The following is a 24442-nucleotide window of genomic DNA, read 5'->3' as shown; positions in this document are numbered from 1 at the left end:
ATATTTAAAAAAAAACTTCAACTTTTCCCCTTTTTCAACTTTTTCAGTCATAGCGTTTACAAACTGACAATCTACTGAATAGAACCGATTAAATCATTAATTCCAGAAAGTTACACTCCTTCCTTATTTTTGCTTAATAAACTGAGAATCAAATATAAACCATTGATTTGCTCAGCAAAACAGAAACGTTCGCTAACATGCTGTTTTATCACGCTTTTTTACAAAAAAACGCTTGTAACCCTTTTTAACAGGAGTATACTTCAAAGCATCAATAACCAATAGTTGTGGATTTAAAACACATCTATCATAGGAGAAGCATCATGAAGTGTCCTGTATGTATCAACCACGAACCTCACCTGATCAATCTGCATTCCGACCAGTTTTCAGAAGGCGTCTACGAATGTAGCGTCTGTGGTACCAGCTGGTCTGTCAACCACGGGCTCTCAGAAGTAATTGAAGACCCGAATGCCAGCTCCTTCCTTTCAGCCACCACTGAAGCAGTAGAAGGAGATGATTACTGCTGGTCAATGTAGATTCAGCCCCAATAGTTAAAAAAAAAGCCTGCCGGAGGTAACCGGCAGGCTTTTTTTTTACACAGCCCCACTTTCATTTGCTCACTCTATTGACTTGGAACTAATCTACAGTAGGCTTTTTCATTAAGAAAACATTGCCCATCCGTATTGTCCCTCCATAAATATTTCGCCCGGGAAATGGAGGTGCCAATGTCAACGATCAATTCCTATCAAACCAGTATCAACAGTGCCACGGCCTACTGGATGGCGCGAATCGCAAAAGCGGTCTACCTGAAAAAATCGGATAACACCCCCGACGAAACAGCCATCTTGACCGACCTGCAAACAGAGGATGCAGAATTTGCTTCTGTATTCGGCACGATCCGCAACAGTGCTCAGGCGGCGCTGATTGAACATAAAATCTATTTCTGACTGGCTCGCTAACATCAATGTCTTTTCTGAGAAAGTTCTGCTCGGCGAATTTCATCGCGGTTATTGAATACCCCGAACGATGTCTGGCAGCCACTGTTTGAAAAATATTTGCAGCTACGCAGCATTAGACGTCGGCCGTTGTTTTTAACCGTACACAGTCGGGGCGGAGTCATGGCAACTGTCGCGACTGCCAAACTGATCCATGACGACCTTCCTTTTACTTCGGCCAGCCGCGTACCATGTCATTGACCACAGCACGAATTTTCAATGTTGAGGCCAAGAACAAATTTTTCCGTTTTTAGAACAACAATGACATTGTTACCCCTGTCCCTTCGAGGTTGATGGGCTACAGCTATGTCGGTACCTACCTCTACATCTCCGAAGAGAAACAAATTTATAACGACTCCGGCTACTGGTTGCGATTCCTCGATTTTGTCTATGGGATTGTCAGTGATATAGGGAAAAAAGGGTTGGATGGGGTCGAAGACCACGGCATGGACAACTATCTGGCGGCAATCAAAAGCTGGGACTGCTCTTTCTAAACAAACACCCCCCAAAAAAGCCGTTCGGGAGATCCCTCGGCCGGCGCTTAGTCTCCAATAGATCAGTTTTAATCTCAGCCTACAGTGGTAGACGATAGTAAATTACCGACAAGGTTGCCGCCAGAAGACCTCCCAGCAATGCCCAGAGTCCGTTTCTGATCAGCTCGTATTTGCGCGTCAACCGATGAGTCCCCAGATAATAGATTTCATGCAGATAGGCATCGTAGAGCTTTTCCCGATCAATGATGGTTTCTTTGAAGCGCTGCTTATACTCCTCTTCTGAAAGTTCGGCAAACGAACGGAAATAAAACAAATTGGTATGATCGCTGACATGCAGTGGTGGGATGATCGCGACAATGGAAAAAATCACCGCCAGCAAGCTGGCTCCAACCAGCAATAGTGATGTTAATATGGGCAATTTGCCGTACTGGGTCAAGGTGATCGTGATCACCAGAGAGGCGGCGGTCAGGATCATCGAAGCCTTTGAATCAGCCATTTTATTTAGGGTCATGTGCTTGGTCAGGTTGGCGCGAAGCGCATTACTGGCCAGTAAGCGGGGAATCAGCGGTTCTTCAGTTGAAGGTGTCGGCATGAGAATTTGTCCTTAAAGCGGCTTTCCCAAAATGGGAACCTTGGCCAAAAGTTGCACACTCTAACACAAAAAAACTTCCAACCAAAAGCGGCCTGGACATTCTCCGATCACCGGAGATCCTGGCCATAAAACAAAAGGGGCAAGGCGTAGATGAGTTACTATTTTTTATCGCCAGAAAGGTGCTTATCAGTAATAACGCAATCGGGACAATGCAGTTCAGAATTATAAAAATAAGACATGCATTCTTGATAGCGTTCCCCTTCGTCCACCTCAGCTTCAAACTCAAGAGCATGCTGGCGACAGTGGGCATCAAATTTATCATGCAGAGCCTGCATTCTCCTATCGGGGGAGGTGGCGCAAGCGGTCAATAAAACGGCGAGTGCTAGAGTTAAACCCCATGCGATACCTTTCATATAGGTATCCCTCCTTTCCTGTTGCCGTTGCCCCTTACAGAAAAACTTTATCACGAATAAAACGGCTGACAAGGAAGCGATTGCTATTGTTTTGACCTTCGATGAAAGCGGAAAATAAACTATATGTTACTCTTTTATTCACTGTTGAGTTTGAATGTCGGAGGTAAGTTATGCCAACACTGGAACAAATCAAATTTGCCGCGACAAATCTACAGGACCGGATTCGCAGAACCGAATTGATCCACTCTCTCTATTATTCGAACAGCCTCGGCGTCCCCCTTTATTTCAAATGCGAAAATCTTCAGCACACTGGATCATTTAAAATCCGCGGCGCCTATCACTTCCTGTCTCAGCAGCCAACTCAGCAGCTGGCCACCGGAGTGATCACCGCGTCAGCGGGGAACCATGCCCAAGGTCTCGCCTATGCTGCCCGGCTGCACGACTGCCCCTGCAAGGTGGTTATGCCGGAAGGGACTCCGTTGGCCAAAGAACTGGCAACCCTCGATTACGGAGCGGATGTCGAAATCAAAGGGGCAAATTTTGATGAAGCGGTCGACTATGCCAAGCAGATAGCCGAAGAAACTAAACTGCTCTACGTACCAGCCTTCGACCATGAATTGATCATCGCCGGACAGGGCAGCCTCGGGCTGGAGCTGCTGGAAGACCTGCCGGAGCTCGAAACCCTGATCGTTCCGATCGGCGGTGGTGGTCTGATCGCCGGCGTTGCCACGGCTGTTTGCGAGACAAAGCCGAGCGTTCGAGTCATCGGTGTCGAAGCGGCCAGCGTGGCCAGTGCACAGCTGGCCCGCCGCAAAGGCCACCCGATAAAGGTTCCGACCCGTTGTCATTCGCTGGCGGACGGGATCGCCGTAAAACAGGTTGGCGAACTGACCTTCCCAATCATGGAACGATATATTGATGAAATCATAGCAGTGGAAGAAGAGGCGATCGCCATGGCGATCGTCAGCCTGATGGAGCGAGGCAAGCTGGTGGTAGAAGGTGCCGGCGCGGTCGGCCTCGCAGCAATGCTGTTCGGTCACAAAGCCATCCACAAAGGCACAACTGTCTGCCTGCTGTCGGGCGGCAACTTGGATGTCCAGACTATGTCGCGCGTGGTCGAACGTGGAATGCTGGCGGAGGGACGCTACCTGAAGCTGCGCTTGGAGATGATCGACATGCCGGGTGCCCTGGCGCAGCTGACCAAGATTCTCAGCCAGCTCGGCGCCAACATCTTCCAGGTCAGCCACGACCGGCATAAATCGTCGCTGCCACTCGGAGAAGCGGAAGTGATTCTCGAACTGGAAACCCGCGGTCCCGGACACATTCAGGAAATCCTGCTGATGCTGGAGGAAGAAGGCTACCGCCCGGAAGTGATGCGTTGAACGTGGCACTGAAGAAAGTAATCTCTTTTGCCTGACTGCTCAGTTTGTTGCTGACAGCCAGCATTGGTTGGTCACCCCAACACTGGGAGCGGTGATTATTCCCGATTCGACGCAGAAGCCGATCATCGAAAAGGCGATGCAGTTTGTTACCCTTCTCGACCAGCAACAACCCCTCAAAGCCTGGGCCGCGACAACTCGCTATTTCCAAAGGCAATTGCCGCCGAAACCTTGGCAACTCATCTATCGCGATCAGCGCCAACGCTTCGGCGGCACCATTGATCGTCAGCTGGCCGGCTATCGCTTCACCAGCTCTTTTGAAAAAGCCCTCGATGGCCTCTACCTGCAAGTCCGCTTCAAAACCGATTTCGAAACCCGTGCCGAGGTCAGCGAGCAGGTGACGATGTACAAAGACTTTGATGGCCGCTGGCGGGTGATCGGCTATCTCCTCGAACTGAATTAACCTCCCTTGGTGCATTTTCCCGCACCACCTCAGCATCTGTACAGCGACTATTGTTTTAAGGCAACCAATTCGGTTAAACTTACTCCTTTACAAATCAGAAAAGGGTAGATGTGAAACCACTATTAATCACCATGGGCGATCCAACTGGGATCGGTCCAGAATTGCTTATCAAGGCCCTGCTGGAACGAGCCTTCGCCAACCGTCGGCATCCACTGCAGCTGGTCGGCGACCTAGGGGTGTTGCAACGAGCTGCCGCAATTTTTTCCTGCAATCTGGAAGCGACCATGCAACAGAGGGATAGCTACGAATTAACCTGTGGGGGACAGACTATCGATCTGGTCAACCTCACGCAGCTGGATGCCGGCCAGCTGAAATACGGTAACCCGGACCATGCCTGCGGGAGGGCGATGGCCGATTACATCGAATATTGCATAAGCCGTTGCCTTGATGGTTCGGCCGCCGGGATGGTGACCTGCCCGATCAATAAGACTGCGATCAACGCCGCCGGAGTTCGTTTTCCAGGCCACACCGAGATGCTCGCGAAACGTTGCGGAGTGGAGAAAGTGGTGATGATGCTCGCAGGACAGAAACTGAAGGTCTGTCTGGTCACAACTCATCTTGCCTATCGGGATGTGCCACAAACCCTCTCCACCACCGAAATTCTGGAGACGATCCGCATCACCGAGCGGAGCTTCCGCCAGAAGTTCGGGATCGATCAACCAAAATTGGCGGTCCTCTCCCTCAATCCGCATGCGGGAGAGAACGGCCTGTTCGGCGACGAGGAAGCGCGACTGATCATCCCGGCGATCAAACAAGCACAAGCAGAAGGGATAGCTGCCGACGGGCCGCACAGCGCCGACACCCTGTTTCACTTCGCGGCCAAAGGCAGCCATGACGTGGTGATCTGCATGTATCACGACCAGGGGCTGATTCCCCTGAAGCTGTTGCATTTCGAAGATGGTGTCAATGTAACCCTAGGCCTGCCGATCGTGCGTACCAGCGTCGATCACGGTACCGCCTACAACTTGGCTGGAACTGGTAAAGCGAGCATTGCAAGTCTGGTTGCCGCGATCGACATGGCAGAACAGATGATGGACAGATAATTCTCAAGAACAGAAAAGACCGATGATCGACAAAATAAAAATCCGTGGTGCACGTGAGCACAACCTGAAGAATATCGATATCGACATCCCGCGTGACCAGTTGGTGGTCATCACCGGTGTTTCTGGCTCGGGTAAATCGACCCTCGCGTTTGACACCATTTACGCCGAGGGACAGCGCCGCTATGTCGAGAGTCTGTCGGCTTACGCCCGCCAGTTTCTCGAACAGATGGAGAAGCCGGATGTCGACCAGATCGATGGCCTGTCTCCGGCGATCTCCATCGAGCAGAAGACCACCTCGAAGAACCCCCGCTCCACCGTCGGCACAGTCACCGAAATCTACGATTACCTGCGTCTGCTCTACGCCCGAGTCGGCGAGATCCTCTGTCACCGTTGCGGCGAAAAAATCAGCTCACAGACCGTCGAACAGATGGTCGACCGGGTTATGCAGCTGCCTGAACGGAGTAAGTTGCTGGTGATGGCGCCGATCGTCCGTGAGCGCAAGGGCGAGTACCGCAAGGAGATGACCGAGCTGCAGGCGGACGGTTTTGTACGCATCCGCATCGACGGCGAAATGCGTGAACTAGGAGAAAAGATCGAGCTCGACAAGCAGAAGAAACATACCCTCGAAGTGGTTGTCGATCGACTAGTAATCAAGGAAGGGATCGAATCACGCCTAGCCGACTCGATCGAAACCGCACTGCGTTTGGCCGACGGGCTAGTGCGGGTAGAAGTACCGGACGGAAAGAGTCAGATTTTCTCGGCCAAACACGCCTGCATCGAATGCGGGCTCTCCTATCCCGACATCGAGCCGCGCATGTTCTCCTTCAACAATCCGCACGGCGCATGCCAGGACTGCAGTGGCCTAGGCACCCGCAACTATTTTGACCCGGAACAGGTGGTACCGAACCCCGACTTTTCCTTACGCGACGGGGCCATCGTCCCCTGGGATACGCGTACCGGTTACTATTACCAGGCATTACTCGAAGCCCTGGCGATACATTATCAGTTCGACATCCGCACCCCGTTCAACAAGCTGTCGAAACGATTACAGCAGATCATTCTTTATGGCTCCGGCGATGAAGATGTGCGCTTTTTCTACGATCAGGGAGAGAGGCGCCATTTCTACGAAAAACCCTTCGAAGGAGTAATCACCAACCTGGAGCGGCGCTACCGGGAAACCGATTCGGACGGGGTACGCGAAAACTTGGAACGCTTTATGAGCGTGATCCCCTGCCCCACCTGTGAAGGCGCGCGGTTGAGGCCGGAGTCACTGCATGTAACGGTGGCAGAAAAAAACATCCAGCAAACCTGTGCCATGTCGATCGCCGAGGCGGAAAAGTTCTTCGCCGAACTGGAACTCCCTGGCAAGCAGGCCGAAATCGCCCGACGGATTCTCAAGGAGATCCGTGAGCGGCTTTCGTTCTTGTCGCACGTCGGCCTCGATTATCTGACCCTCGACCGCAGCGCCGGCACTCTCAGCGGCGGAGAAGGACAGCGGATCCGGCTTGCCACCCAGATCGGCTCCTCACTGATGGGCGTGCTCTACATCCTCGACGAACCCTCGATCGGTCTGCACCAACGGGACAATCAAAGACTGCTGACCACGTTGAAGAGGCTGCGCGACCTCGGCAATACAGTGCTCGTGGTAGAGCACGACGAGGAAACCATCGCTGCCGCCGACCATGTCATCGACATGGGCCCTGCCGCTGGCGTGCATGGCGGCGAGGTCGTCGCGCAAGGCACACCGGAGCAAGTGATGGCGGTCGAAGACTCGCTGACAGGCCAGTACCTCTCCGGCAAACGACAAATCTTGGTGCCGAGCGAAAGACGCACCAGCGGGCGCTGGCTCGAACTGTTTGGCGCTCGCGCCAATAATCTGCAGTGCGTTGACGTCAGAATCCCCCTCGGCGTGTTGACTTGCTTCACCGGAGTCTCCGGCTCCGGTAAGTCGTCATTGGTAATCGAAACCCTCTACAAGGCGCTCGCCCAGAAGCTGCACCGCAACCGCGAAAAGGCCGGTCCGGTAAAGAAAATTGTTGGTCTGGAGCAGCTGGACAAAGTCATCGACATCGACCAGTCGCCGATCGGCCGCACTCCGCGTTCCAACCCGGCCACCTACACCGGGGTGTTCACCGACATCCGCGAACTGTTTGCCCAACTGCCGGAGGCGAAGATCCGCGGTTACAAGCCGGGGCGCTTCTCCTTCAACGTCAAAGGGGGTCGCTGCGAAGCCTGCAGTGGCGACGGTATCATTAAGATTGAAATGCACTTTCTACCCGATGTCTACGTGCAGTGCGAGGTCTGCAATGGGGCACGATACAACCGCGAAACCCTCGAGGTGAAGTACAAGGGCAAAAGCATCGCCGAAGTGCTTAACATGACTGTCAACCAGGCAAGCAAGTTCCTCGAGAACATCCCGAAGATCAGCAGCAAGTTGCAGACGATCCGTGACGTCGGCCTCGGCTATATCAAGCTAGGGCAGAGCGCCACCACCCTCTCCGGCGGTGAAGCTCAGCGGGTCAAGTTAGCACGCGAGCTGGGCAAGCGGGCAACCGGAAAAACCATCTACATCCTTGACGAGCCGACCACCGGCTTGCACTTCGCAGACATCCACAAGCTGCTTGAGGTGCTCAACCGACTGGTCGAAACCGGCAACACCGTCGTAGTCATTGAGCACAATCTAGACGTGATCAAAACCGCCGATTATCTTATCGATCTAGGTCCGGAAGGTGGCAGTCGCGGCGGCCAGGTGATTGCCGCCGGGACACCGGAAGAGGTGGCACAAGAACCCCGTTCCTATACCGGCCAGTTCCTACGTGATTATCTGGTGAAAGATTACAAGGTGGGGTGACGAGCCTCCGTCAGGTGTGGCATTTTGCTGACGCAAAATCTGCACAGGTTGCCAAAATCTGTCGCTAACAAGGCTCCTAAAGATTTTCACCGCACCTGCCGAAAAGCAAGACAGAAGTTAATGCAATCTTCTTATCTTCCTGATATAACCAAACTTGCTTCACCCCTTCGGGCACCAGGGCCAAATCAATTAACAAACTCGATGAAACGGCACACGCTTTGCAGGTTCCTAGACACTGCCGGCAAATCTGTTTCCGCGAAGGAGCCCCTAAATGATATGTAAACTGATAACCCTAATCGTTTTTTGCGCGTTTCTTTGTGCCTGTGCCCCCCATCAGGCAATGATTCAATCCGAACCGCCTGGAGCGATCGTAACTATTGATGGAAAAAAGATCGGACCAACTCCGGTCCGTTACGATTATGCTCTGAGTACTGGCAGTCAGCATCAGGTGTCGATCACCCAACAGGGGTATGAACCTGTCGACCTGACCATTAAGGCTGACAAAACTGATTCCGGCGCCATGAAGCGCTGGCTTATGGCGGGGGTGGTCTGGAGTCCGTTGTGGATTGGCACTCTCTTTACCAAAAAGTTGAAGGAAAGTTATCTGTTCGTCATGAAGCGCGACAACCCGCAGATGACAGCGAAGCTTGAAATCGAAGACTAACAATTCTTCGCTGTAACTGCCATGATTTGCCGACAAAAAAGAAGGCCAGCCCCCTCGGGACTGGTCTTCACTATTCCTGCCTCCTGACGAGGAAGTCAATCGATCAGCACCACGTTACGCACCAGGCTGCGATTCACCAAATGGGCATGTTCCCCGGCAAAAAGCGGGAAAAACTCTGTCCCATCGTTAATATAGTCGCTTAAGCGCGCCGAGTTAGCGAGCATATCCATCTTGATGGTGCCCTGCAGAACTTCTCCCCCTAGGAAAAAAATCTTCACCTGGCAGTCAGTGTATTCCAATCCAGGGTCAGGCTCGACCTGGCAACGGGCATGGCAGATCATCCCTTTGCAAATCAGGTGGAATTGGCCATCAGCGGTTTTTGCCGGCAGGAAGAGGTCCTCTTCCTGCAACAGATCGAAAACCGTCTGTTCACCACTATGATGCATGGCATAGGTGGCGAGAAAAACCGTGGCCTCAAAAATCGAACCATCCGCCATGAATAAAACTACTGGCTGCTGTTTTTTTTCAACCCGAAAATCGCTCGTCATTCACTGGCTCCTGCAAATCGAGAATATTAAAAACAACTAAAGGATCATAACAACAAACGTCCTCCGACTCAAGACCAGACTCTGCTTGGCAATCCGGGTCCGGTCGATTACAATAGAAAACTCCGACTGCAACGTGTCGATCATCAGAAAGAGGACGGGGTTGAACAATGGCAAAAAAATGTTCCAACTGTGGCGAACCACTCAAAGGCGAATACTGGTGCAGCAAGTGTAAAACCGTTTTTAAATGCCCGATTCCGGGCTGCGAAGCCACCATTCATAAACCAGGCACCAACGAATGTCCGCGTTGCGGACTATTTTTCGAAGACTATCTGAAAAACCGCAAGATGTACCGCCGCTGTCCGAAATGCAAGAAGAAACAAGGGCTTTCGGAGCAACAGTGCCGCTTCTGTCGGCACTGGTTCAACTGCCCGACCTGCGGCGATAAAATTTCCACCAACACGGTTCTCACCTGTGCCCGCTGTGGCACCTCGCTACGCTGATCTTTAACACCGCCGAATAAAAAATCTCCTCGCCATCGGTCACTTGCTGGACAAGTGACCGATGCTTTGCTAACCTCTTGAAAACGTTAAGATCTTCATTTTTCGTTCGGGGGCTTCATGCTCACCCTGCTACTGGTATTCATCTGGCTCCTAGCGTTCTTCTCGGCCGGCCATGCATTGTTAACCAAACGCGACCCGCGGGCCGCACTCGGCTGGATTGTGGCCTGTATCGCCTTACCCGGATTCGGCGCCCTCTTTTACTGGATGTTCGGGGTCAATCGCATCCGTACCCGAGCCCGTGAATTGCAGGAGCAAGGGCAGGGGATGCACTGGCTCAACGTCGATGCGTCTCCAAGCAGCAGAGACCTGCGGAGGTTTCCCGACACCCCGACAAGCCACGCGCTGATCCAACTCTCCGATGCTGTCACCCGCCGACCGCTGATTTGCGGAAATAGCGTCAAGGTTCTCTACAATGGTGAGCAAGCCTACCCGGCCATGCTTGAAGCGATCCGTAACGCAAAGGAAATGGTTTTACTCTGCAGCTATATTTTCAAGGCGGATTGTACCGGCGAATTATTCGTAAAGGAACTTGCGGCCGCGACCAAACGCGGAGTTGACGTGCGGGTACTGATCGATGCCTTCGGCCAATATTACGCCTTGGCCAAGGTGCGTCATCTGCTGAAACGGGAAAAAATCCCGTTCGCCATCTTCATGCCGCCGAGTCTGGCACGCAGCCTTTATCTCAATATGCGCAATCACCGCAAGTTGCTGGTTGTCGATAATGACATCAGCTTCACTGGCGGAATGAATATCTGCGACAAACATCTGGCAGAGATCAAGAATAATCCGCGCCGAGCCATTGATCTACACTTCCGCCTTGAAGGGCCGATCAGCAACCAGCTGCGCGATGCTTTTCTTGAAGACTGGCATTTCGCCACCGACGAAAAACGCAAGCCGCGCAATTGGCCAATCCCCCAAGTTTCCGGTAACGCCTGCTGCCGCGGCATCAGTGCCGGCCCGAACGAGCAGCATGAAAAACTGAACTGGATCCTGATCGGAGCGCTGACCTGCGCCACCTCGTACATCCGCATCATGACTCCCTATTTTATTCCGACCCGGGCACAGCTTGCAGCAATCAGCGCAGCAGCTTTACGCGGAGTCAAAGTCGACATCCTGCTGCCGGAACAAAACAATCTGCCTTACATGTCCTGGGCAACCAACGCCTTCCTGTTCGAACTGCTGGAGCACAATGTCAACATCTACTACCAACCACCGCCGTTTGTACACAGTAAACTGTTGCTGATCGACGACGAATATGCCTTGGTCGGTTCCGCCAACCTCGATCCGCGCAGCCTACGATTGAATTTTGAGTTCAATGTCGAAATTTTCGATACTGAAACGATCACCGAGTTGGGCGATCATTTTGATCAAAGTCGCGCGAGATCTAGGCAAGTCAGCCTTGCAGAAATCGATCAACGCTCGCTTCCATTACGGCTGCGCGATTCTTTCTGCAAACTTTTTACTCCCTATCTGTAGCAAAAGCGATAAAGAACCCGGCTAGGTGGTTCCGCCGGAATCCTTCTCAAACGCTACTGTTCCGCTGCAACGGAGCACCTCAGGAATGATTTTGTTCAACGGCAGGACCTTATCGACTCCTCCAAGCTAGTTTGCCTCCTTCGGCATTCCATAAACCACCATCCTGGGCAATATTTGTAAGCACCGACGTCCTTCCTCTCGAGCATTCCTTTGGCGCCATCATCCCCCATCTCGGTCATGATCACACCAACGCAGTTCTTTCCAGCATACTGGGCCGCTACGGAAGAGTACATCGACCTATGGGCGGCGGTGAGAGACCAGCGGAGCGTCCTTGACCTCCATGTAGTAACGGGCACCATTATGTTTGAGCAGGATCTTCTTGATGCCATGTGCAATTAGTGCCCATCTGCGGATAACAGTATCGTTGTTGGTCGCTTCCATGACACTAATCTTACAGAGCTCGTTCAACCTTTGAGCGAAGGTGGCGGTAAAATGTTCCGGTATATGCTGAACGATGACGATGCCGGAGGAATCGGCTGGAAACGCTTCCAGAAAAATACTCAAGGCTTCGGTTCCATCGATAGATGCGCCAACAACGACAATCAGTTCCGTCGTCTGGATCATCGCCTGACTTTTGCTCGACCCTTTCGAGAGGACCGCATCGGCGGTCAGCTAGGGAGTAGGAACGGTGGGGCGCAGGCGTGCTTGTTCAGCGGCCTTGACGACATCACAAATGCGGATTTTCGATTCTTCCAGAAATTGTCTACTGCCGAAATCAACTTGGTGATGATATCGACGTCCCCACCATGACTTTGAGCTCAGTTTCGATACCTTTTCCGGTCAAGCTGGAGTACATCAACGCAGAGATTGGGATGACTCATGATCTTCTGCAGAAACGTGAAGCCCTCCATCCGCGGCATTCCCAAGTCCGACGTGATCACATCGGGAATCTCAGCATTCATCTTGGTGACGGCAAATGGCTCGCTGGCAACGCCCATAACTTCGATTCCCGGATCGGAATCAAGAATCTCCTGAAATGTTCGGAGTACAATTGCCGAGTCATCGACAATCAAAACCCAGATATTTTCCCCATAAAATCCCCTTGCCCCTAGTTGATCAATCCCAACTCTCTCAACTTGTCGACCAGCTGCTTCTTTTCGATCTGCTGTCAACTTTTGGATTAAATATTTGCTATTCCTAAGGATGTATGCAGAACGGAATAGAAAAGCACCATAAAAAAGGAGCTCCCTCAGCGGAAGACGCGTAGCATGCTATTTCGGATTATTTTCAGCGTTATCGGCCGCTTGATCCTTTTTACTTCCGTCACGCGGAAGTTCACACCTGCCGGAAAGTCACGTATCGATTCCCATCCGGGGCAAAATCCATTTGTTGACGATATACCAAACCGCCACGATGCCAATCAGCGGAAGAAAATCCATAACGGCTCCTGCAATATTAAATTCTATAAACAAAATATATCAATTTTCCATTCTAGGCAAGACTATCTCGACAATCAGCCCACCGTGCGGATGATTTTCCGCCTTGATCGAACCACCATGCAACCTGACAGAACGGTCAGCAATAGCCAATCCGATGCCGGTTCCGCCACTTTGTCGCTCCCGTGCATATGCCACCCGGTAAAAAGGCTCAAACAATTTTGCCAGCGATTCTTCCGGCACGCCAGGCCCTTGGTCAACGATCCGCAGCCGGATCGATTGCGCCGAGGGCAGCAATTCCACTGCCACGACGGAGTCCTCTGCGGTGTACTTCACAGCATTGCGGATTACATTTTCAACCGCCCGCGCCAGCAACTCTTGTGAGCCGAAATAGAGGAGTGGTCCATCCCCACTGAACGTCACTCGACAGCCCCTGTTCCTGGCTTCAAAGTCAGCATCATGGACCAGATCGGCGAGCATCTCCGTCAGATCAAATGCATGCCGATCGAGTTTGCGAGCACCACTCTCCAGACGGGTAAGGCTGAGCAGCTGCCCGATCATCTCGTTCATCCGCTCCGCTTCCAGCTCGATCCGTTGCAATGCTCTCTGCTTAGCCTCAGGGGCACCCTCCTGGCGCGCCAGTTCCAGAGCGACCCCAAGCCGGGCCAGAGGAGAGCGTAATTCGTGGGAGATATCGCGAAACAGTTGCTGCTGGCCAGCAATCAGGCCTTCGATCCGTTCGGCCATGTCGTCAAAATCACGTGCCAGACCACCTATCTCATGCTTTCCTCTTACCTGTTCTCCAACCCGAATCGAAAGTTCACCGGCAGCAAACTGACGGGTCGCCTTGCGCAGACGGCTAATCGGCGCGGAGAAAGAGCGGGCTAACCAAAGGCAGACCAGCGCCGAAATCGCCAGCAGCATCAACAACCGCCACCCTAAAAAACCGCGCGTCAACCCTTTAAGCAGCTGCTCTGGGCGTGGTTTTTCCGGCAAGCCGATCGCGACAGCGTAGGTCCTGCCCTTTGAAGTGGTCAGAGATCCGGCGACCCAGTTCCGTTCACCCCTCATCGGAAATACGATCTGCCTTTCCTGCAGCGCCCGCCGCGCCATCATCTGCATACGTCGGGGCATATGGTTAAGCTGTTCCGTCAACAAACGCCCTTCTGCATCGTACAGCGAGAGGCGGACCCGCCTGTTTTTGTAGAGCTGCTGCGTATAGCCATAAAGCTCTTGAGAGCCTCCCGCTTCATATTTACTGATCGCTTCAAACCCGTAATCTTTGATCATCTGGCGGGCAAACTGCTGGTGAGCCTCCGGCGGAAATTCCTGGTCTCGCAAAAACGTCAGAGTAAGAGCTATAGCCACAAAGAGGATGTTTATCAGCAGGAAGCTGAAGAAAAATTTGACGAACAGGCTGCGCATCAGAAATCATTTTCCGAACGGGTGTAGAGGTAACCGATACCGCGGATGGTCTTAATCCGTTCTTCGCTGCCGCACTGTTTACCCAGTTTCCTGCGTAGCGCACTGACATGGACATCAATACTGCGATCATAGGCAGAAAGACGCCGCCCAAGGGCTTTTTCCACCAGCTCTTCGCGACTGATCACGATACCGGCCTGGCGCAACAGCACTTCGAGCAGCGTGAATTCGACAGAAGTCAGCTCGATATTTTCACCGTTCCGTTTAAGACTGCGATTTGCCGGACAAAGGACCAGATCGCCAACCTGCAATTCAGCATTGTTGGAAAGTTTGCCGCTACCCGTTTCGCTGCTCTCCATCCGCCGCTGTACGGCACGGATCCGCGCGATCAGTTCACGGGGATTAAATGGTTTTGGCAGGTAATCGTCAGCACCCAGCTCCAAACCAACGATCCGATCTATATCATCACCGCGTGCAGTCAACATGATCACCGGCACTTTACTGGATTCACGGATCTTGCGCAGTACATCAAAACCGTTCATTCCAGGCAGCATCACGTCAAGAACCACCAACGAGTAATCCTCCGCCAATACCTGCTGCGCACCTTCCTCCCCGTGGTTGACACTCCGCACCTCAAACCCCTCGTTGCCCAGGTAGTCGCTCAGCAGTTCACAAAGCTCGGTATCGTCATCAATCACTAAAATTCGATTCATTGCTGTTCTCCTGTCCATTTCATCATAGCGAAAAGCCTGCACAGAGGTTGTAAAGAATTTTAAAGATTGTGGGGGTAATGATTTACCTAACTTTACAAAACACAACCATCGTTAAGACGAAAACCGACTAAATAGTAAAATAGCAGTGTTTGAAACAAACATGGGCCAAGTGTTGACTTAAATCCCGCGACTGGCGCAAGGAATAAAATTCGTTTTGTAAAAAAATTGTCAATCGATATCTCCGCATTGCTTTTTAGGGAAGAGTAGGGGGAAGCCAATTTTATCCTGAAGGTTAACACCACAATGTTTTTTAGAAAAAAGAGATTTAGAAGATCTAAAAAATGCTGAAAATCTGCGAAACGAAAAAAGATGAAAAAGTTGATGAAAATCGCCTGGTGATCAGCGGCTCCCCCTTGAAAAATTGTACATCGGCTGGTCACCAACGAATGAAAAGCTTTCTGCAGAGGGATTTTGGGAAGACTGGTAGGCGACAAACTGAAAATCAATATCGACAAAGGCTTTTAAACACGCAACACCCTGCATTCGTAGGGCGTTGCTGATTTTCATTCAATTTTTAGCGACCATAAGGATTTCGCGGATCGGCCTTCAAGCGCATATCGAGGGTATCCAGCAGTTCGGCAGCCGCTTCCTTTGGTGTCATTTTCAGTAATTTACGCTGCAATCCCGACAGCCCCCCTGGAATATTACTAGTCAAATAGGTAAAGGCTTCGGCCGGGTTCTGGTACTGCAGTCGGAGCAATTCCTGAGCCGTGCGCCGATGGGTCGGCCGGACCCCGTTGACCAAGCCCCAGGTCATCAACTGAAAAACCGGCAATCGTTCACTGTCTGACGACTCGCCCGCTTCTTTCAATTTTAACGCCGCGACCTGATTGAGTGGTAATAACCGCCAACGCTCGAATGGATTTTCCGGTAACATGCGACCCTCTAAAATCCCAGTTTACGTTGAATTTGCTGCTGATATTGTCGATGAGCCGCAGAGGGGCGCCGCTTTTCCATCAGCAGATCATAAGCCAGCTGCTTGGCTGTCCGTTTTTTCTGCAACTGCAACCGCAGATCCTCGTCACGGCAGCCATCCAGCAGATCCTGTAATTTTATCAACTCCTGCTTCAGCTGCAGCTCTTCCGGCAAGATCCCGGCATTTTTCAAAATCTTGTAGCCCATGCGCAGTTCATCCGGAACCAAGCGATCATCCTCTTGATGAATCGGCTGTCCCTGCAGGCTGAGGTTATCCAGCTCACCACGCGCAATTGCCGCTGCGATTTTTTGCTCCGCAACTTTAGCCAGAATATCCATGACACCTCTGCAAAACGATCCTTCTGTACAGTTTACAAAACTTTACACAAGCCGCACAGCTCTTAACCCGCTCTTTAGATTCTTTTCCTTATAGTAGAGTCATCGAAACGATGACACACAAACCCACATAAAGGAGATTGATCATGAAAAAACGCGTTTTGATTCCAACTTTGGTTCTCGGCACTCTGTTAACCGGCAGCCTGGCATTTGCAGGTCCCTACGGTTTTGGCGGTTGCGGCGGCGATGGCAGCGGCCGGGGAACGGGGCCAATGAATTATGAACAGCACGAGGACCGGATGGACCATCGTCTGGAGATGATGACGACGGTACTCGATCTGACCGATGATCAGCAGGCCAAGGTTGAAGCTTTGTTCAATCAACAGTGGCAGAACCATCAGCAACAGCGCGAGCAAATGCAGGCCGCTCGCGATGCCATGCGCGAAGCTCGTTTTGCCGACACCTTTGACGAGGCTGATTTCCGGGCCAAGTCCGCAAAACAGGCAGAACTGAAAACCGAAATGATGGTCGATCGGGCCAAGCTGCAGCAGCAACTGTATGCGATTCTGACCCCGGAACAGCAGGCCAAAGCAAAAACCCTGGGTGGCCTGATGGGTGGGCACGAAAACGGTCGTCACGGTGGTCGAGGCTTTAGGTTCTAAACCTCCAGAACCGAACCGCCACCGTTTAACAAAAACGGACCCTCACTACGAGGGTCCGCTTTTTAATTGCGCGCACCTAAACCTTCAGGCAGTTGCGCTGGTCATCCCAGTAGGGGGAAAGTTTCCGCAGATTGGCGACAATCTCCGGCAAAACCTCGATGATCCGCTTAACATCCTGTTCATCGTTATAGCGACTGAGGCTGATCCGCAATGAGCCATGAATGGCGGTAAATGGAACAGCCATCGCCTTGAGCACGTGCGAAGGATCGAGAGATCCGGAAGTACAGGCGGAACCGCTCGAGGCACAGATACCGTAGCGACTCAACTCGAACAGGATCGCTTCCCCCTCGATGCCGTGGATCGCCAGATTCAGGGTGTTTGGCAGCCGCTGTGCTTCGCTGCCGTTCACCTCCAGAGCCGGGATGCACTCATACAATGCAGATTGCAACCGGTCGCGCAGTTGCCGAACCCGTGTCTGCTCCTCATCGACCCCGGCCACTGCCAATTCACACGCCTTGGCCAGCCCGACGATATAGGGAACGTTTTCGGTTCCTGCCCGCAACCCCCGTTCCTGGTGACCACCTAGGATAAACGGCTGCCAGCGGGTGCCACGCCGCACAAACAACGCCCCGACCCCTTTGGGGGCGTGCAGCTTGTGCCCGGAAAAGGAGAGCAGATCGACATGCCGCAAATCACCCTGCAGGTCGACCGGCAGTTTGCCGATCGCCTGGGTGGCGTCGGTATGAAAGATGATCTGCGGATCGGTTTCCTTGGCGATCCGGACCAGCTCGGCGACCGGGTAGCAGACCCCGGTTTCATTGTTGGCCAGCATGATAGTCACCAGCAGGGTATCCCTGCGCAGCGCCTTGACATAATCACGCATCTCCAGCTCGCCCTGCCGGTTGACTGGCAGGAAATCGACTTCCAGCCCGCGTCGCTGCAGCTCCTTGCAAACCTCCAGCACCGACGGGTGCTCAACCGCCGTGGTAATAACATGGTGGCGCTGCGAATTGGCCTGCACCGTACCGAACAGGGCGCTGTTGTTGCTTTCGGTCGCGGAGCCGGTAAACAGCAACTGCTCGGGGGCACCGGCGTTCAAGCAATTGGCAATAGTCTCCCTGGCCTGACGGATCGCCGCGGCTGTGGATTGCGCTGCGGTGTACATCGAGCTCGGGTTAAAGTATTCGCTGGTAAAGTAGGGCTGCATCACCTCCAACACCTCCGGGGCGATGGCGGTAGTGGCGTTGTTATCGACATAGATCGTCCTCATGCTTCCCCCTTCACACAGCGATCAGCTGCAGCTGTTCAGAGAACTCCTCTTTGAGCTTCTGTTCCACCAGCAGCTTGAAGGTCTGTGCCGATCCGGGACAGGTCGCACAGGCACCGATCAGACGGCAATAGACCTGCTGCCCCTTGATATCGATCAGTTCGATATCGCCGCCATCCCGTTGCAATAGCGGCCGGATCACGGTCTCGATGATCTGTTCAACCTTTTTCCCCAATTGATAGGGGGAGAGCGGTTCCGGGGCAACCGGCGTTTCGGCAACGGCTTCCGATTCGCTGATCGTTCCCCAGCATTCGTCGAGCAGATCCTTCAGCCCGCCGGGAGCATAGCGGCAGGCACCACAGCCGCCACCTGCTTTCAGGGCGTTGGTGATCGCTTCCACCGAATGCAGCTGCAGCTCGCGGATCTTGCGCCGCAGGTACGGTTCAGAAACCGAGAAGCACTTGCAAACCAGCCGCCCTTCCTCCTGCCGCTCCAGTTGCGTGGGAAGATACCCGCTCAGGTCGACCCCGCGCTTTTTCGCCCAGTCGATGACCGCCGCCTTCAGAGCCTCGGCACCCATTACCGAACAGTGGATCTTCTGATCGGGCAAGCCCCCGAGATAATCGATCAGATCCTGATTGGTGATCCGCAACGCTTCCAGCGGGGTTTTGGCCTGTTTTTCCAGAACGCAGCAGAGCGCTTCGGAGGCAGCAATCGCCGAAGTGCAGCCGAAGGTCAAATAGTGCGCCTCGGTGATAATGTCGCGGGTCGGATCGGTGGGGTGACGTTTAACGCGGAAGGCGAAGCGCAGGGCGTCGCCGCAGACAATCGAGCCGTGTTCGCCGAAGCCGTCGGGAGCCTCGAGCTCTCCCATATGGGTTCCACCGCTCCCCTGGACCGCCTCTCTGAACAGCTGCAGCACCTTTTCACTATATTCCCAAGGCATCCCTTCCTCCTTTCCCGGCTGGAGAAGACGGAACGCTGCTGTGCCCTTTATACCGTTTGAATGGAACTCTAGTTACAGTTTAGCGCAAAACCTGCGGGTGAAAACAGCCTACCAGAGCGTCGGTCACTTGCCTAAAGGCAAGGAAATTTCAGACGGGAAATGCGCTATTGGTCTTTGGGATACGGGGAATGTTGGTCGCCGATCAGGTTGAGGATGTTTGCCTGGGTTTTCCTCGGCAGATAGTTCCAGTAGTCACTATCCCGCAAAACTCGGAGTTCCTCACGATAATCCTTCAGGGACGGATCATTCTGCTTTTTGCGATCCATTGACAACCCCTTTTTGCCAACCATTTACGGAATTTTTTACCAGAACTAGAATTAAATTCTAGCATCATGCTGCCGGGTTGCAATCAACGGGAAAACAAAAAAAGCGGGCTTCGCCAAAAAGCCCGCATTCCTATTAAAAGTGTCGACGTTAGCCAAAAACTAGAATAGCAGCACCGGACACTTGACGTTGTGAAGAACGTAGTTGGCCACCGAACCGAACAGCACATCGCGAATCTCTCCGGTTCCGGCATGCCGACCAATCACCAACAACTGAAACTCCTCGTCGTTGGCGATCTGCGGGATCAACCGCCGTGGCGGACCGTATTCGAGGCGCAGCTCCGGTTCGAAGCCGGCCTCATGCAACAGCGCCCCGATCTGCTCAAGTTTAACCTGCCCCGCCTTGCCAGCATTCTCGCGCACCATCTCAATCTGAAAATCGGGAATCATCCGGTAAGCGAGCTGATCGTTGACCACATGCAGTAGGGTCACCTTTTTCGGGAACCTCTCTTTATGCGCAATCACCGCTTCGACTGTTTTCAGCGAGGTGGGGGAATCATCAACCGGGATCAGGATTTTCGGATTCATAGCGCACTCCTATCAGCCGTAGACCCATCTTGGCAACAGCAACACCAGATCGGGCCAGAAGGTCAATACCAATAGTATAGCAATCTGAATCAACAAAAAGGGCATCACCGCGCGAGAAACATACAAAAGATCGCGATCGACCGTCGCCCCGGAGATATATAGGCTGACCCCGAGCGGCGGTGTACAGTAGCCGATCCCCAGATTGATGGTCATCAGCAGGCCGAAGTGCATTGTATCGATGCCAAACTTGGAGAGCAGCGGCAGAAAGATCGGCGTCAGGATCAGGGTCGCCGAGATAATATCCATGAACATGCCGATCAGCAGCAGCAGCAGGTTGACCGAAAGCAGGAACACCCAAGGGGAGGAAATACTGTTAACGACCGCATTGGCGATCTTGTTCGGGATCTGCTCGAAGGTTAGATACTCACCAAACACCGAGGCCCCGGCGACGATAATCAGCAGGGTCGCCGAGGTAACCGCCGAGGAAACAATAACCTTTTTCACCTGCTGCAGTTTCATCGACTTATGTATAAAGATTTCAACAAGGAAGGCATAGAAGCAGGCGACCACTGCCGCCTCGTTGGCAGTGAACATACCGGAGTAGATACCGCCGAAAATCAGGACTGGCAGGAACAGCGCCCAAACACTTTCCTTCATCACAGCCAACGCTTCTTTCATGCTTGGCCGTTCGGTAGTTTTCATCCCCCGCTTCTTACAGACGAGGTAGGCATAAACACTCATCGCGATCATGATCAGGATGCCGGGGATAAATCCGGTCAGGAACAGGGCTTCGAGGGCGTCATTACTAACCATGGCATAGAGGATCATTGCGATCGATGGCGGGATGATAACGCCGAGGATCGGCGCGGTGGTCATGATGCCGACCGAGAAACGCTCATCGTAATCGTTCTGAATCAGCGCCGGAATCATGAAACCGCCAATGGCAACCACGGTAGCAACCGTCGAACCGGAGATTGCACCGAAAAAGCCGCAAGCCAAAACACCTGCCATCGCCAGACCGCCGGGCAAAAAACCAACCAATACATTAGCAGTCTTGATCAACTTCTCGACGATCGAGCCAGTGGTCATGATGTTGCCACAGAGCACAAAGAACATCACCACGATCAGGGCGAATTTGTCCATGCTGCGATAGAGCACTTCGATAACGATCTGCGGATCGATGCCGATCAGGTAGACCAGTCCGACAGTGCCGGTAAAGAACAGCGCCATAAAGACCGGTACGGTGGTCGCGAGGCAGCCGAGCAGGATGGCGAGAATCAACAGGTAGCTGGTTTCCATCGCTTAATTCTCCCCCGTAATCTCTGTTTTACCGCGCCAATCCTCGACCATCACGATCAAAGTGCGGACAAACATCATCCCCCCCATGATCGGCAGGACAATATAGAAGTACCACTCCGGAATCTGCAGAGTGGTGGTGCGGGCATATTCGTCCTGATACATCATCATCGTCATCTGCCAGCCGAGGTTCACCATCACCCCGGAGAAGAGCAGCACCACCAAGTGCGAAAAGAGGGTGAGCGGCTTCTTCAATACCGGCATCAACTGCGGCAGGGCGTCGATGCGGATCAGCGAGCGACTACGGACTGCCGCCACGCAGCCGATGTAGGTGGAAAAAAAGATGACCTTCCGCACCACCTCGTCCGACCAGTAGAGGCTGACATCGCTGGTCAGCTTGCGCAGCACCACGTTGGCCATCGCCGTCACCAGGGCGATGACAACCGCCACGAACAGTGACCATTCTTCGACGAAGAGGAAGCTCCGATCGATCGCTTTAAAGGTTTTTTTGAGCATTTCAAAATCTTTCCGCAAAAGAAAAGGGGCCGGGGAGTTTTCCCCGACCCCATAAAACGGATCGATTATACAGATATTGGTATTAACTGCCAAGCTTTGCGCGAACCGTCGCCAGATAGTCGGGACCGATCTTCTTGCCCCACTTCTCAATAACCGGCTCGGCCAGTTTCTTCAGTTCGGCGATCTCAGCATCGGACAGCTTGTGGAATTCAACACCGGCCTCTTTCGCCGCGGCCACCTGCTTTTCATGCTGCTGTCGGGTCAACTCACGCGTATGGGCGCTTTCTTCGCGAACAACCTCCAGGAAAGTTTTCCGCAAATCCTCCGGAAGTTTTTCCAGCCAGCGCTTGTTGATCAGGTGAACAAACAACCCCTGTGCGTAATTCAGCTCGGTGAAGTTTTTGGCAATAGTGAACTTTTTGGTGATGTTGCAAACGATGGCAGTATGGTCCAGGCCAGTAATAACCCCTGTTTGCAACGCTTGCGGAACGTCGCCCCATGGCATAACGGTGAATTGCAAACCCCAGGCATTGTAGGTATCGGCGTTAACGGGAGCCTCGGCAATCCGGAACAAGACCTTTTTGGCATCAGCAATGGTTTTAACAGGTTCGGTGGTCGCCCAGCCATAAAGACCATAGTTGGTAATGTCGATCGCTAGAACACCCTTGTTGGCGGAAGAATTGGCAAACGGCTCCCAGGTTTCCGGAGTGTTGCGGAAGGTATCGAGCTTGTCGAAAGTGTCCACAATATAGGGGAGGTTGATGATCCCCATCTTGTCCGCCACATTGCCGCCTGCAAAAACCGACGAGCTGAGCATGCCTTGAATTGCACCCATCTTGACCTTGTTATAGACATCCTTCTCCCCGCCAAGTTGCAGCAGGGGACGGTAATCAACGTAAATCTGACCATTGGTGGCTTCCCAGACTTTATCGCGGATGCGATACCCTGCGGCCACCCCTTCAATTACCGGGTGGGAGAGGTTGGAAAGCAGGTAAACATATTTGGCACCACTCGGATCAAACTTCGGCTGCCATGCGGCCAAGGGATCTTTTTTTTCCTCTGCCAAAACAGCGGCCGGCAGACAAAGCACAAGAACCAGCAACACAACCAGCAATCTCTTCATCGAGAAACCTCCTTCAGTAATAAACAAAATGGTGTTTGGTTAGTGTAAAAAAAAGTTAGATTTACACAAATTCAACAACTTAGGCCTAAAAGATAAGCTCTCGCAGAAGATTCGGTCAAGCAGAAAGGAGTGTTCGAAAAAATAGAACGGCCCGCAAAGTGAACCTTTCACGGGGCGCTTAATGCAAGGGGCAAATTTTTTAAAATTAGTCAGTTAAGCACACTCCGCACCTTGTGCAGATAATCGAGGCCGATTTTCTCGCCCCACTTCTGTACGACCGGCTCTGCCAATTCGACCAATCGCCCCTTTTCCGCTGCAGATAAATTATTAAATACAATGCCGTTCGCTTTAGCGGCGGCGATCTGAGCAAGCTGCTGTTGTTCGGTCAAGGCACGCACAGCCGCGCTCTCTTCAGAGATGGCGGTTAGCAAAATCTGCTGCAGATCCTGCGGTAGCACATTGAACCAGCGCTTGTTCATCAGGTGCACATATAATCCCTGAGCATAGTCGATGTTGGTGTACGCTTTGGCCACAGTGAACTTCTTGGTGATGTTACAGACGATAGGAGTATGATCGAGACCGCTGATGACACCGGTCTGCAGAGCCTGCGGCACATCCGGCCACGGCATAACCGTGAACTGAACACCCCAGGCCTTATAGAGGTCGACGTTCACCGGAGCCTGGGCGATGCGAAAAATCTGCTGTTTAGCTTCCTTGAGGGTGGTGACAGGGGTCTTGGTCGCCCAGCCATAACTTCCATAACCGGTAAAATCGACGACCATGATCCCTTTTTTGTCGGCGTCGGCACCGAACTCACGGAACAACTCCGCATTGTCACGAAACTGATCCAGCTTGGCAAAGCTATCGATCAAGAAAGGAAGATTGACAATGCCGAGCCGCGGTGAAACGTTGGGAGCAAGCACCGAGGAGCAGAGCATTCCTTGGACAGCCCCCATCTGCAGCTTGCGCAGCACGTCCTTTTCCCCGCCCAGTTGCGAAATCGGTCTATAGTCAACGTAGAGCCGCCCGTTCGACTCCTTCCAGACCCGATCGCGGATGCGGTAGCCGACGGTGCCCCCTTCGATGGCCGGGTGGGCGACAGTCGACAGCAGGTAAGTATATTCAGCGCCGCTGGGATCGAATTTCGGCTGCCAGGTTGCCAACGGATCGGCGGCGGATACAGTCAGCGGCAGCCACAGTAGGGAAAATAGCAGGCAAAGCAAATCACGACACTTCATTGTGTTTCTCCTCGATAAAAATAATTGTTATCTCACTAAAGCTCCGGCGGCATTCTCGCACAAAAC

26 protein-coding genes and 1 pseudogene are annotated in these 24442 nt (G+C 52.7%); 11 read left to right on the top strand and 16 right to left on the bottom strand.

Annotated features, from left to right (window positions below; all coding sequences use genetic code 11):
- Positions 1 to 320: 320 nt before the first annotated feature.
- The 3 genes from Q7J88_RS10355 to Q7J88_RS10345 all read left to right on the top strand — a co-directional run bounded on the left by Q7J88_RS10355 (position 321) and on the right by Q7J88_RS10345 (position 1486).
- Complete coding sequence (locus Q7J88_RS10355) at positions 321 to 533, top strand: hypothetical protein (RefSeq protein WP_303722114.1); 213 nt, start codon at positions 321 to 323, stop codon at positions 531 to 533.
- A 189-nt stretch (positions 534 to 722) separates the two neighbouring features.
- Positions 723 to 944, top strand: a complete 222-nt coding sequence (locus tag Q7J88_RS10350) for a hypothetical protein (RefSeq protein WP_303722113.1) — start codon at positions 723 to 725, stop codon at positions 942 to 944.
- Positions 945 to 1285: 341 nt separating this feature from the next.
- Complete coding sequence (locus tag Q7J88_RS10345) at positions 1286 to 1486, top strand: hypothetical protein (RefSeq protein WP_303722112.1); 201 nt, start codon at positions 1286 to 1288, stop codon at positions 1484 to 1486.
- Positions 1487 to 1565: 79 nt separating this feature from the next.
- Here the strand turns inward: Q7J88_RS10345 and Q7J88_RS10340 are convergent, their stop codons facing one another.
- Both Q7J88_RS10340 and Q7J88_RS10335 read right to left on the bottom strand, forming a co-directional pair.
- Positions 1566 to 2078: a Pycsar system effector family protein gene (locus Q7J88_RS10340; RefSeq protein ID WP_303722111.1), complete on the bottom strand. Its 513-nt coding sequence runs from the start codon at positions 2076 to 2078 to the stop codon at positions 1566 to 1568.
- A 158-nt stretch (positions 2079 to 2236) separates the two neighbouring features.
- A complete protein-coding gene (locus Q7J88_RS10335) occupies positions 2237 to 2491 on the bottom strand; it encodes a hypothetical protein (protein WP_303722110.1) in 255 nt (84 codons plus the stop codon).
- A gap of 170 nt (positions 2492 to 2661) precedes the next feature.
- On the opposite strand from Q7J88_RS10335, the gene ilvA reads away from it, so the two are divergent.
- The 5 genes from ilvA (at position 2662) to Q7J88_RS10310 (ending at position 8951) form a co-directional block, all read left to right on the top strand.
- Positions 2662 to 3873: a threonine ammonia-lyase gene (ilvA, locus tag Q7J88_RS10330; RefSeq protein WP_303722109.1), complete on the top strand. Its 1212-nt coding sequence runs from the start codon at positions 2662 to 2664 to the stop codon at positions 3871 to 3873.
- A gap of 91 nt (positions 3874 to 3964) precedes the next feature.
- Positions 3965 to 4333: a DUF4019 domain-containing protein gene (locus tag Q7J88_RS10325; protein WP_303722108.1), complete on the top strand. Its 369-nt coding sequence runs from the start codon at positions 3965 to 3967 to the stop codon at positions 4331 to 4333.
- 110 nt (positions 4334 to 4443) lie between these two features.
- Positions 4444 to 5436, top strand: a complete 993-nt coding sequence (gene pdxA, locus Q7J88_RS10320; RefSeq protein WP_303722107.1) for a 4-hydroxythreonine-4-phosphate dehydrogenase PdxA — start codon at positions 4444 to 4446, stop codon at positions 5434 to 5436.
- A 22-nt stretch (positions 5437 to 5458) separates the two neighbouring features.
- Positions 5459 to 8287 carry an excinuclease ABC subunit UvrA gene (uvrA, locus tag Q7J88_RS10315; protein ID WP_303722106.1) on the top strand — a complete coding sequence of 943 codons (2829 nt, stop codon included), beginning with the start codon at positions 5459 to 5461 and terminating at the stop codon, positions 8285 to 8287.
- A gap of 271 nt (positions 8288 to 8558) precedes the next feature.
- Positions 8559 to 8951, top strand: coding sequence for a PEGA domain-containing protein (locus Q7J88_RS10310; RefSeq protein ID WP_303722105.1), 393 nt, complete (start codon positions 8559 to 8561; stop codon positions 8949 to 8951).
- A gap of 95 nt (positions 8952 to 9046) precedes the next feature.
- On the opposite strand, the gene Q7J88_RS10305 is transcribed toward Q7J88_RS10310, so the two are convergent.
- Complete coding sequence (locus tag Q7J88_RS10305; RefSeq protein ID WP_303722104.1) at positions 9047 to 9499, bottom strand: hypothetical protein; 453 nt, start codon at positions 9497 to 9499, stop codon at positions 9047 to 9049.
- A gap of 167 nt (positions 9500 to 9666) precedes the next feature.
- Here Q7J88_RS10305 and Q7J88_RS10300 point away from each other — a divergent pair, with 167 nt between their 5' ends.
- Complete coding sequence (locus Q7J88_RS10300) at positions 9667 to 9999, top strand: hypothetical protein (RefSeq protein ID WP_303722103.1); 333 nt, start codon at positions 9667 to 9669, stop codon at positions 9997 to 9999.
- 117 nt (positions 10000 to 10116) lie between these two features.
- The gene (gene cls / locus Q7J88_RS10295; RefSeq protein WP_303722102.1) at positions 10117 to 11535 is read left to right on the top strand and encodes a cardiolipin synthase; all 1419 of its coding nucleotides are present in this window, start codon (positions 10117 to 10119) and stop codon (positions 11533 to 11535) included.
- 21 nt (positions 11536 to 11556) lie between these two features.
- Here cls and Q7J88_RS15420 read toward each other — a convergent pair.
- The 5 genes and pseudogenes from Q7J88_RS15420 to Q7J88_RS10260 all read right to left on the bottom strand — a co-directional run bounded on the left by Q7J88_RS15420 (position 11557) and on the right by Q7J88_RS10260 (position 16420).
- A pseudogene (locus Q7J88_RS15420) lies at positions 11557 to 12656 on the bottom strand (chemotaxis protein CheB).
- Between the two features lie 357 nt (positions 12657 to 13013).
- Entirely contained in the window at positions 13014 to 14396 is a 1383-nt protein-coding gene (locus Q7J88_RS10275; protein WP_303722099.1) for an ATP-binding protein, read from the bottom strand.
- Positions 14396 to 15106 carry a response regulator transcription factor gene (locus Q7J88_RS10270; protein ID WP_303722098.1) on the bottom strand — a complete coding sequence of 237 codons (711 nt, stop codon included), beginning with the start codon at positions 15104 to 15106 and terminating at the stop codon, positions 14396 to 14398. The genes Q7J88_RS10275 and Q7J88_RS10270 overlap by 1 nt, the downstream gene beginning before the upstream one ends.
- Positions 15107 to 15680: 574 nt before the next feature.
- On the bottom strand, positions 15681 to 16043 hold the full coding sequence (locus Q7J88_RS10265) for a hypothetical protein (protein ID WP_303722097.1): 363 nt from the start codon (positions 16041 to 16043) through the stop codon (positions 15681 to 15683).
- Between the two features lie 8 nt (positions 16044 to 16051).
- Positions 16052 to 16420, bottom strand: a complete 369-nt coding sequence (locus tag Q7J88_RS10260) for a DUF1992 domain-containing protein (protein ID WP_303722096.1) — start codon at positions 16418 to 16420, stop codon at positions 16052 to 16054.
- A gap of 143 nt (positions 16421 to 16563) precedes the next feature.
- Here Q7J88_RS10260 and Q7J88_RS10255 point away from each other — a divergent pair, with 143 nt between their 5' ends.
- Positions 16564 to 17079 carry a Spy/CpxP family protein refolding chaperone gene (locus Q7J88_RS10255; protein ID WP_303722095.1) on the top strand — a complete coding sequence of 172 codons (516 nt, stop codon included), beginning with the start codon at positions 16564 to 16566 and terminating at the stop codon, positions 17077 to 17079.
- Positions 17080 to 17155: 76 nt separating this feature from the next.
- On the opposite strand, the gene nifS is transcribed toward Q7J88_RS10255, so the two are convergent.
- The 8 genes from nifS to Q7J88_RS10215 all read right to left on the bottom strand — a co-directional run bounded on the left by nifS (position 17156) and on the right by Q7J88_RS10215 (position 24376).
- On the bottom strand, positions 17156 to 18349 hold the full coding sequence (nifS, locus tag Q7J88_RS10250) for a cysteine desulfurase NifS (protein ID WP_303722094.1): 1194 nt from the start codon (positions 18347 to 18349) through the stop codon (positions 17156 to 17158).
- Between the two features lie 10 nt (positions 18350 to 18359).
- Positions 18360 to 19292 (bottom strand): iron-sulfur cluster assembly scaffold protein, encoded by a 933-nt coding sequence (locus Q7J88_RS10245; protein ID WP_303722093.1) that lies wholly within the window; start codon positions 19290 to 19292, stop codon positions 18360 to 18362.
- A 164-nt stretch (positions 19293 to 19456) separates the two neighbouring features.
- The gene (locus Q7J88_RS10240) at positions 19457 to 19618 is read right to left on the bottom strand and encodes a hypothetical protein (RefSeq protein WP_303722092.1); all 162 of its coding nucleotides are present in this window, start codon (positions 19616 to 19618) and stop codon (positions 19457 to 19459) included.
- Between the two features lie 159 nt (positions 19619 to 19777).
- Complete coding sequence (locus tag Q7J88_RS10235; protein ID WP_303722091.1) at positions 19778 to 20203, bottom strand: universal stress protein; 426 nt, start codon at positions 20201 to 20203, stop codon at positions 19778 to 19780.
- 12 nt (positions 20204 to 20215) lie between these two features.
- Complete coding sequence (locus Q7J88_RS10230; protein ID WP_303722090.1) at positions 20216 to 21502, bottom strand: TRAP transporter large permease; 1287 nt, start codon at positions 21500 to 21502, stop codon at positions 20216 to 20218.
- 3 nt (positions 21503 to 21505) lie between these two features.
- Entirely contained in the window at positions 21506 to 22015 is a 510-nt protein-coding gene (locus Q7J88_RS10225; RefSeq protein ID WP_303722089.1) for a TRAP transporter small permease, read from the bottom strand.
- An 82-nt stretch (positions 22016 to 22097) separates the two neighbouring features.
- A complete protein-coding gene (locus tag Q7J88_RS10220; RefSeq protein ID WP_303722087.1) occupies positions 22098 to 23138 on the bottom strand; it encodes a TRAP transporter substrate-binding protein in 1041 nt (346 codons plus the stop codon).
- A 209-nt stretch (positions 23139 to 23347) separates the two neighbouring features.
- Entirely contained in the window at positions 23348 to 24376 is a 1029-nt protein-coding gene (locus Q7J88_RS10215; protein WP_303722086.1) for a TRAP transporter substrate-binding protein, read from the bottom strand.
- Between the last annotated feature and the right edge of the window lie 66 nt (positions 24377 to 24442).

The organism is Malonomonas rubra (assembly GCF_003247215.1).
GTDB lineage: Bacteria > Desulfobacterota > Desulfuromonadia > Desulfuromonadales > Geopsychrobacteraceae > Malonomonas > Malonomonas rubra_A.
This window is presented reverse-complemented; position numbering and strand designations above follow the sequence as displayed.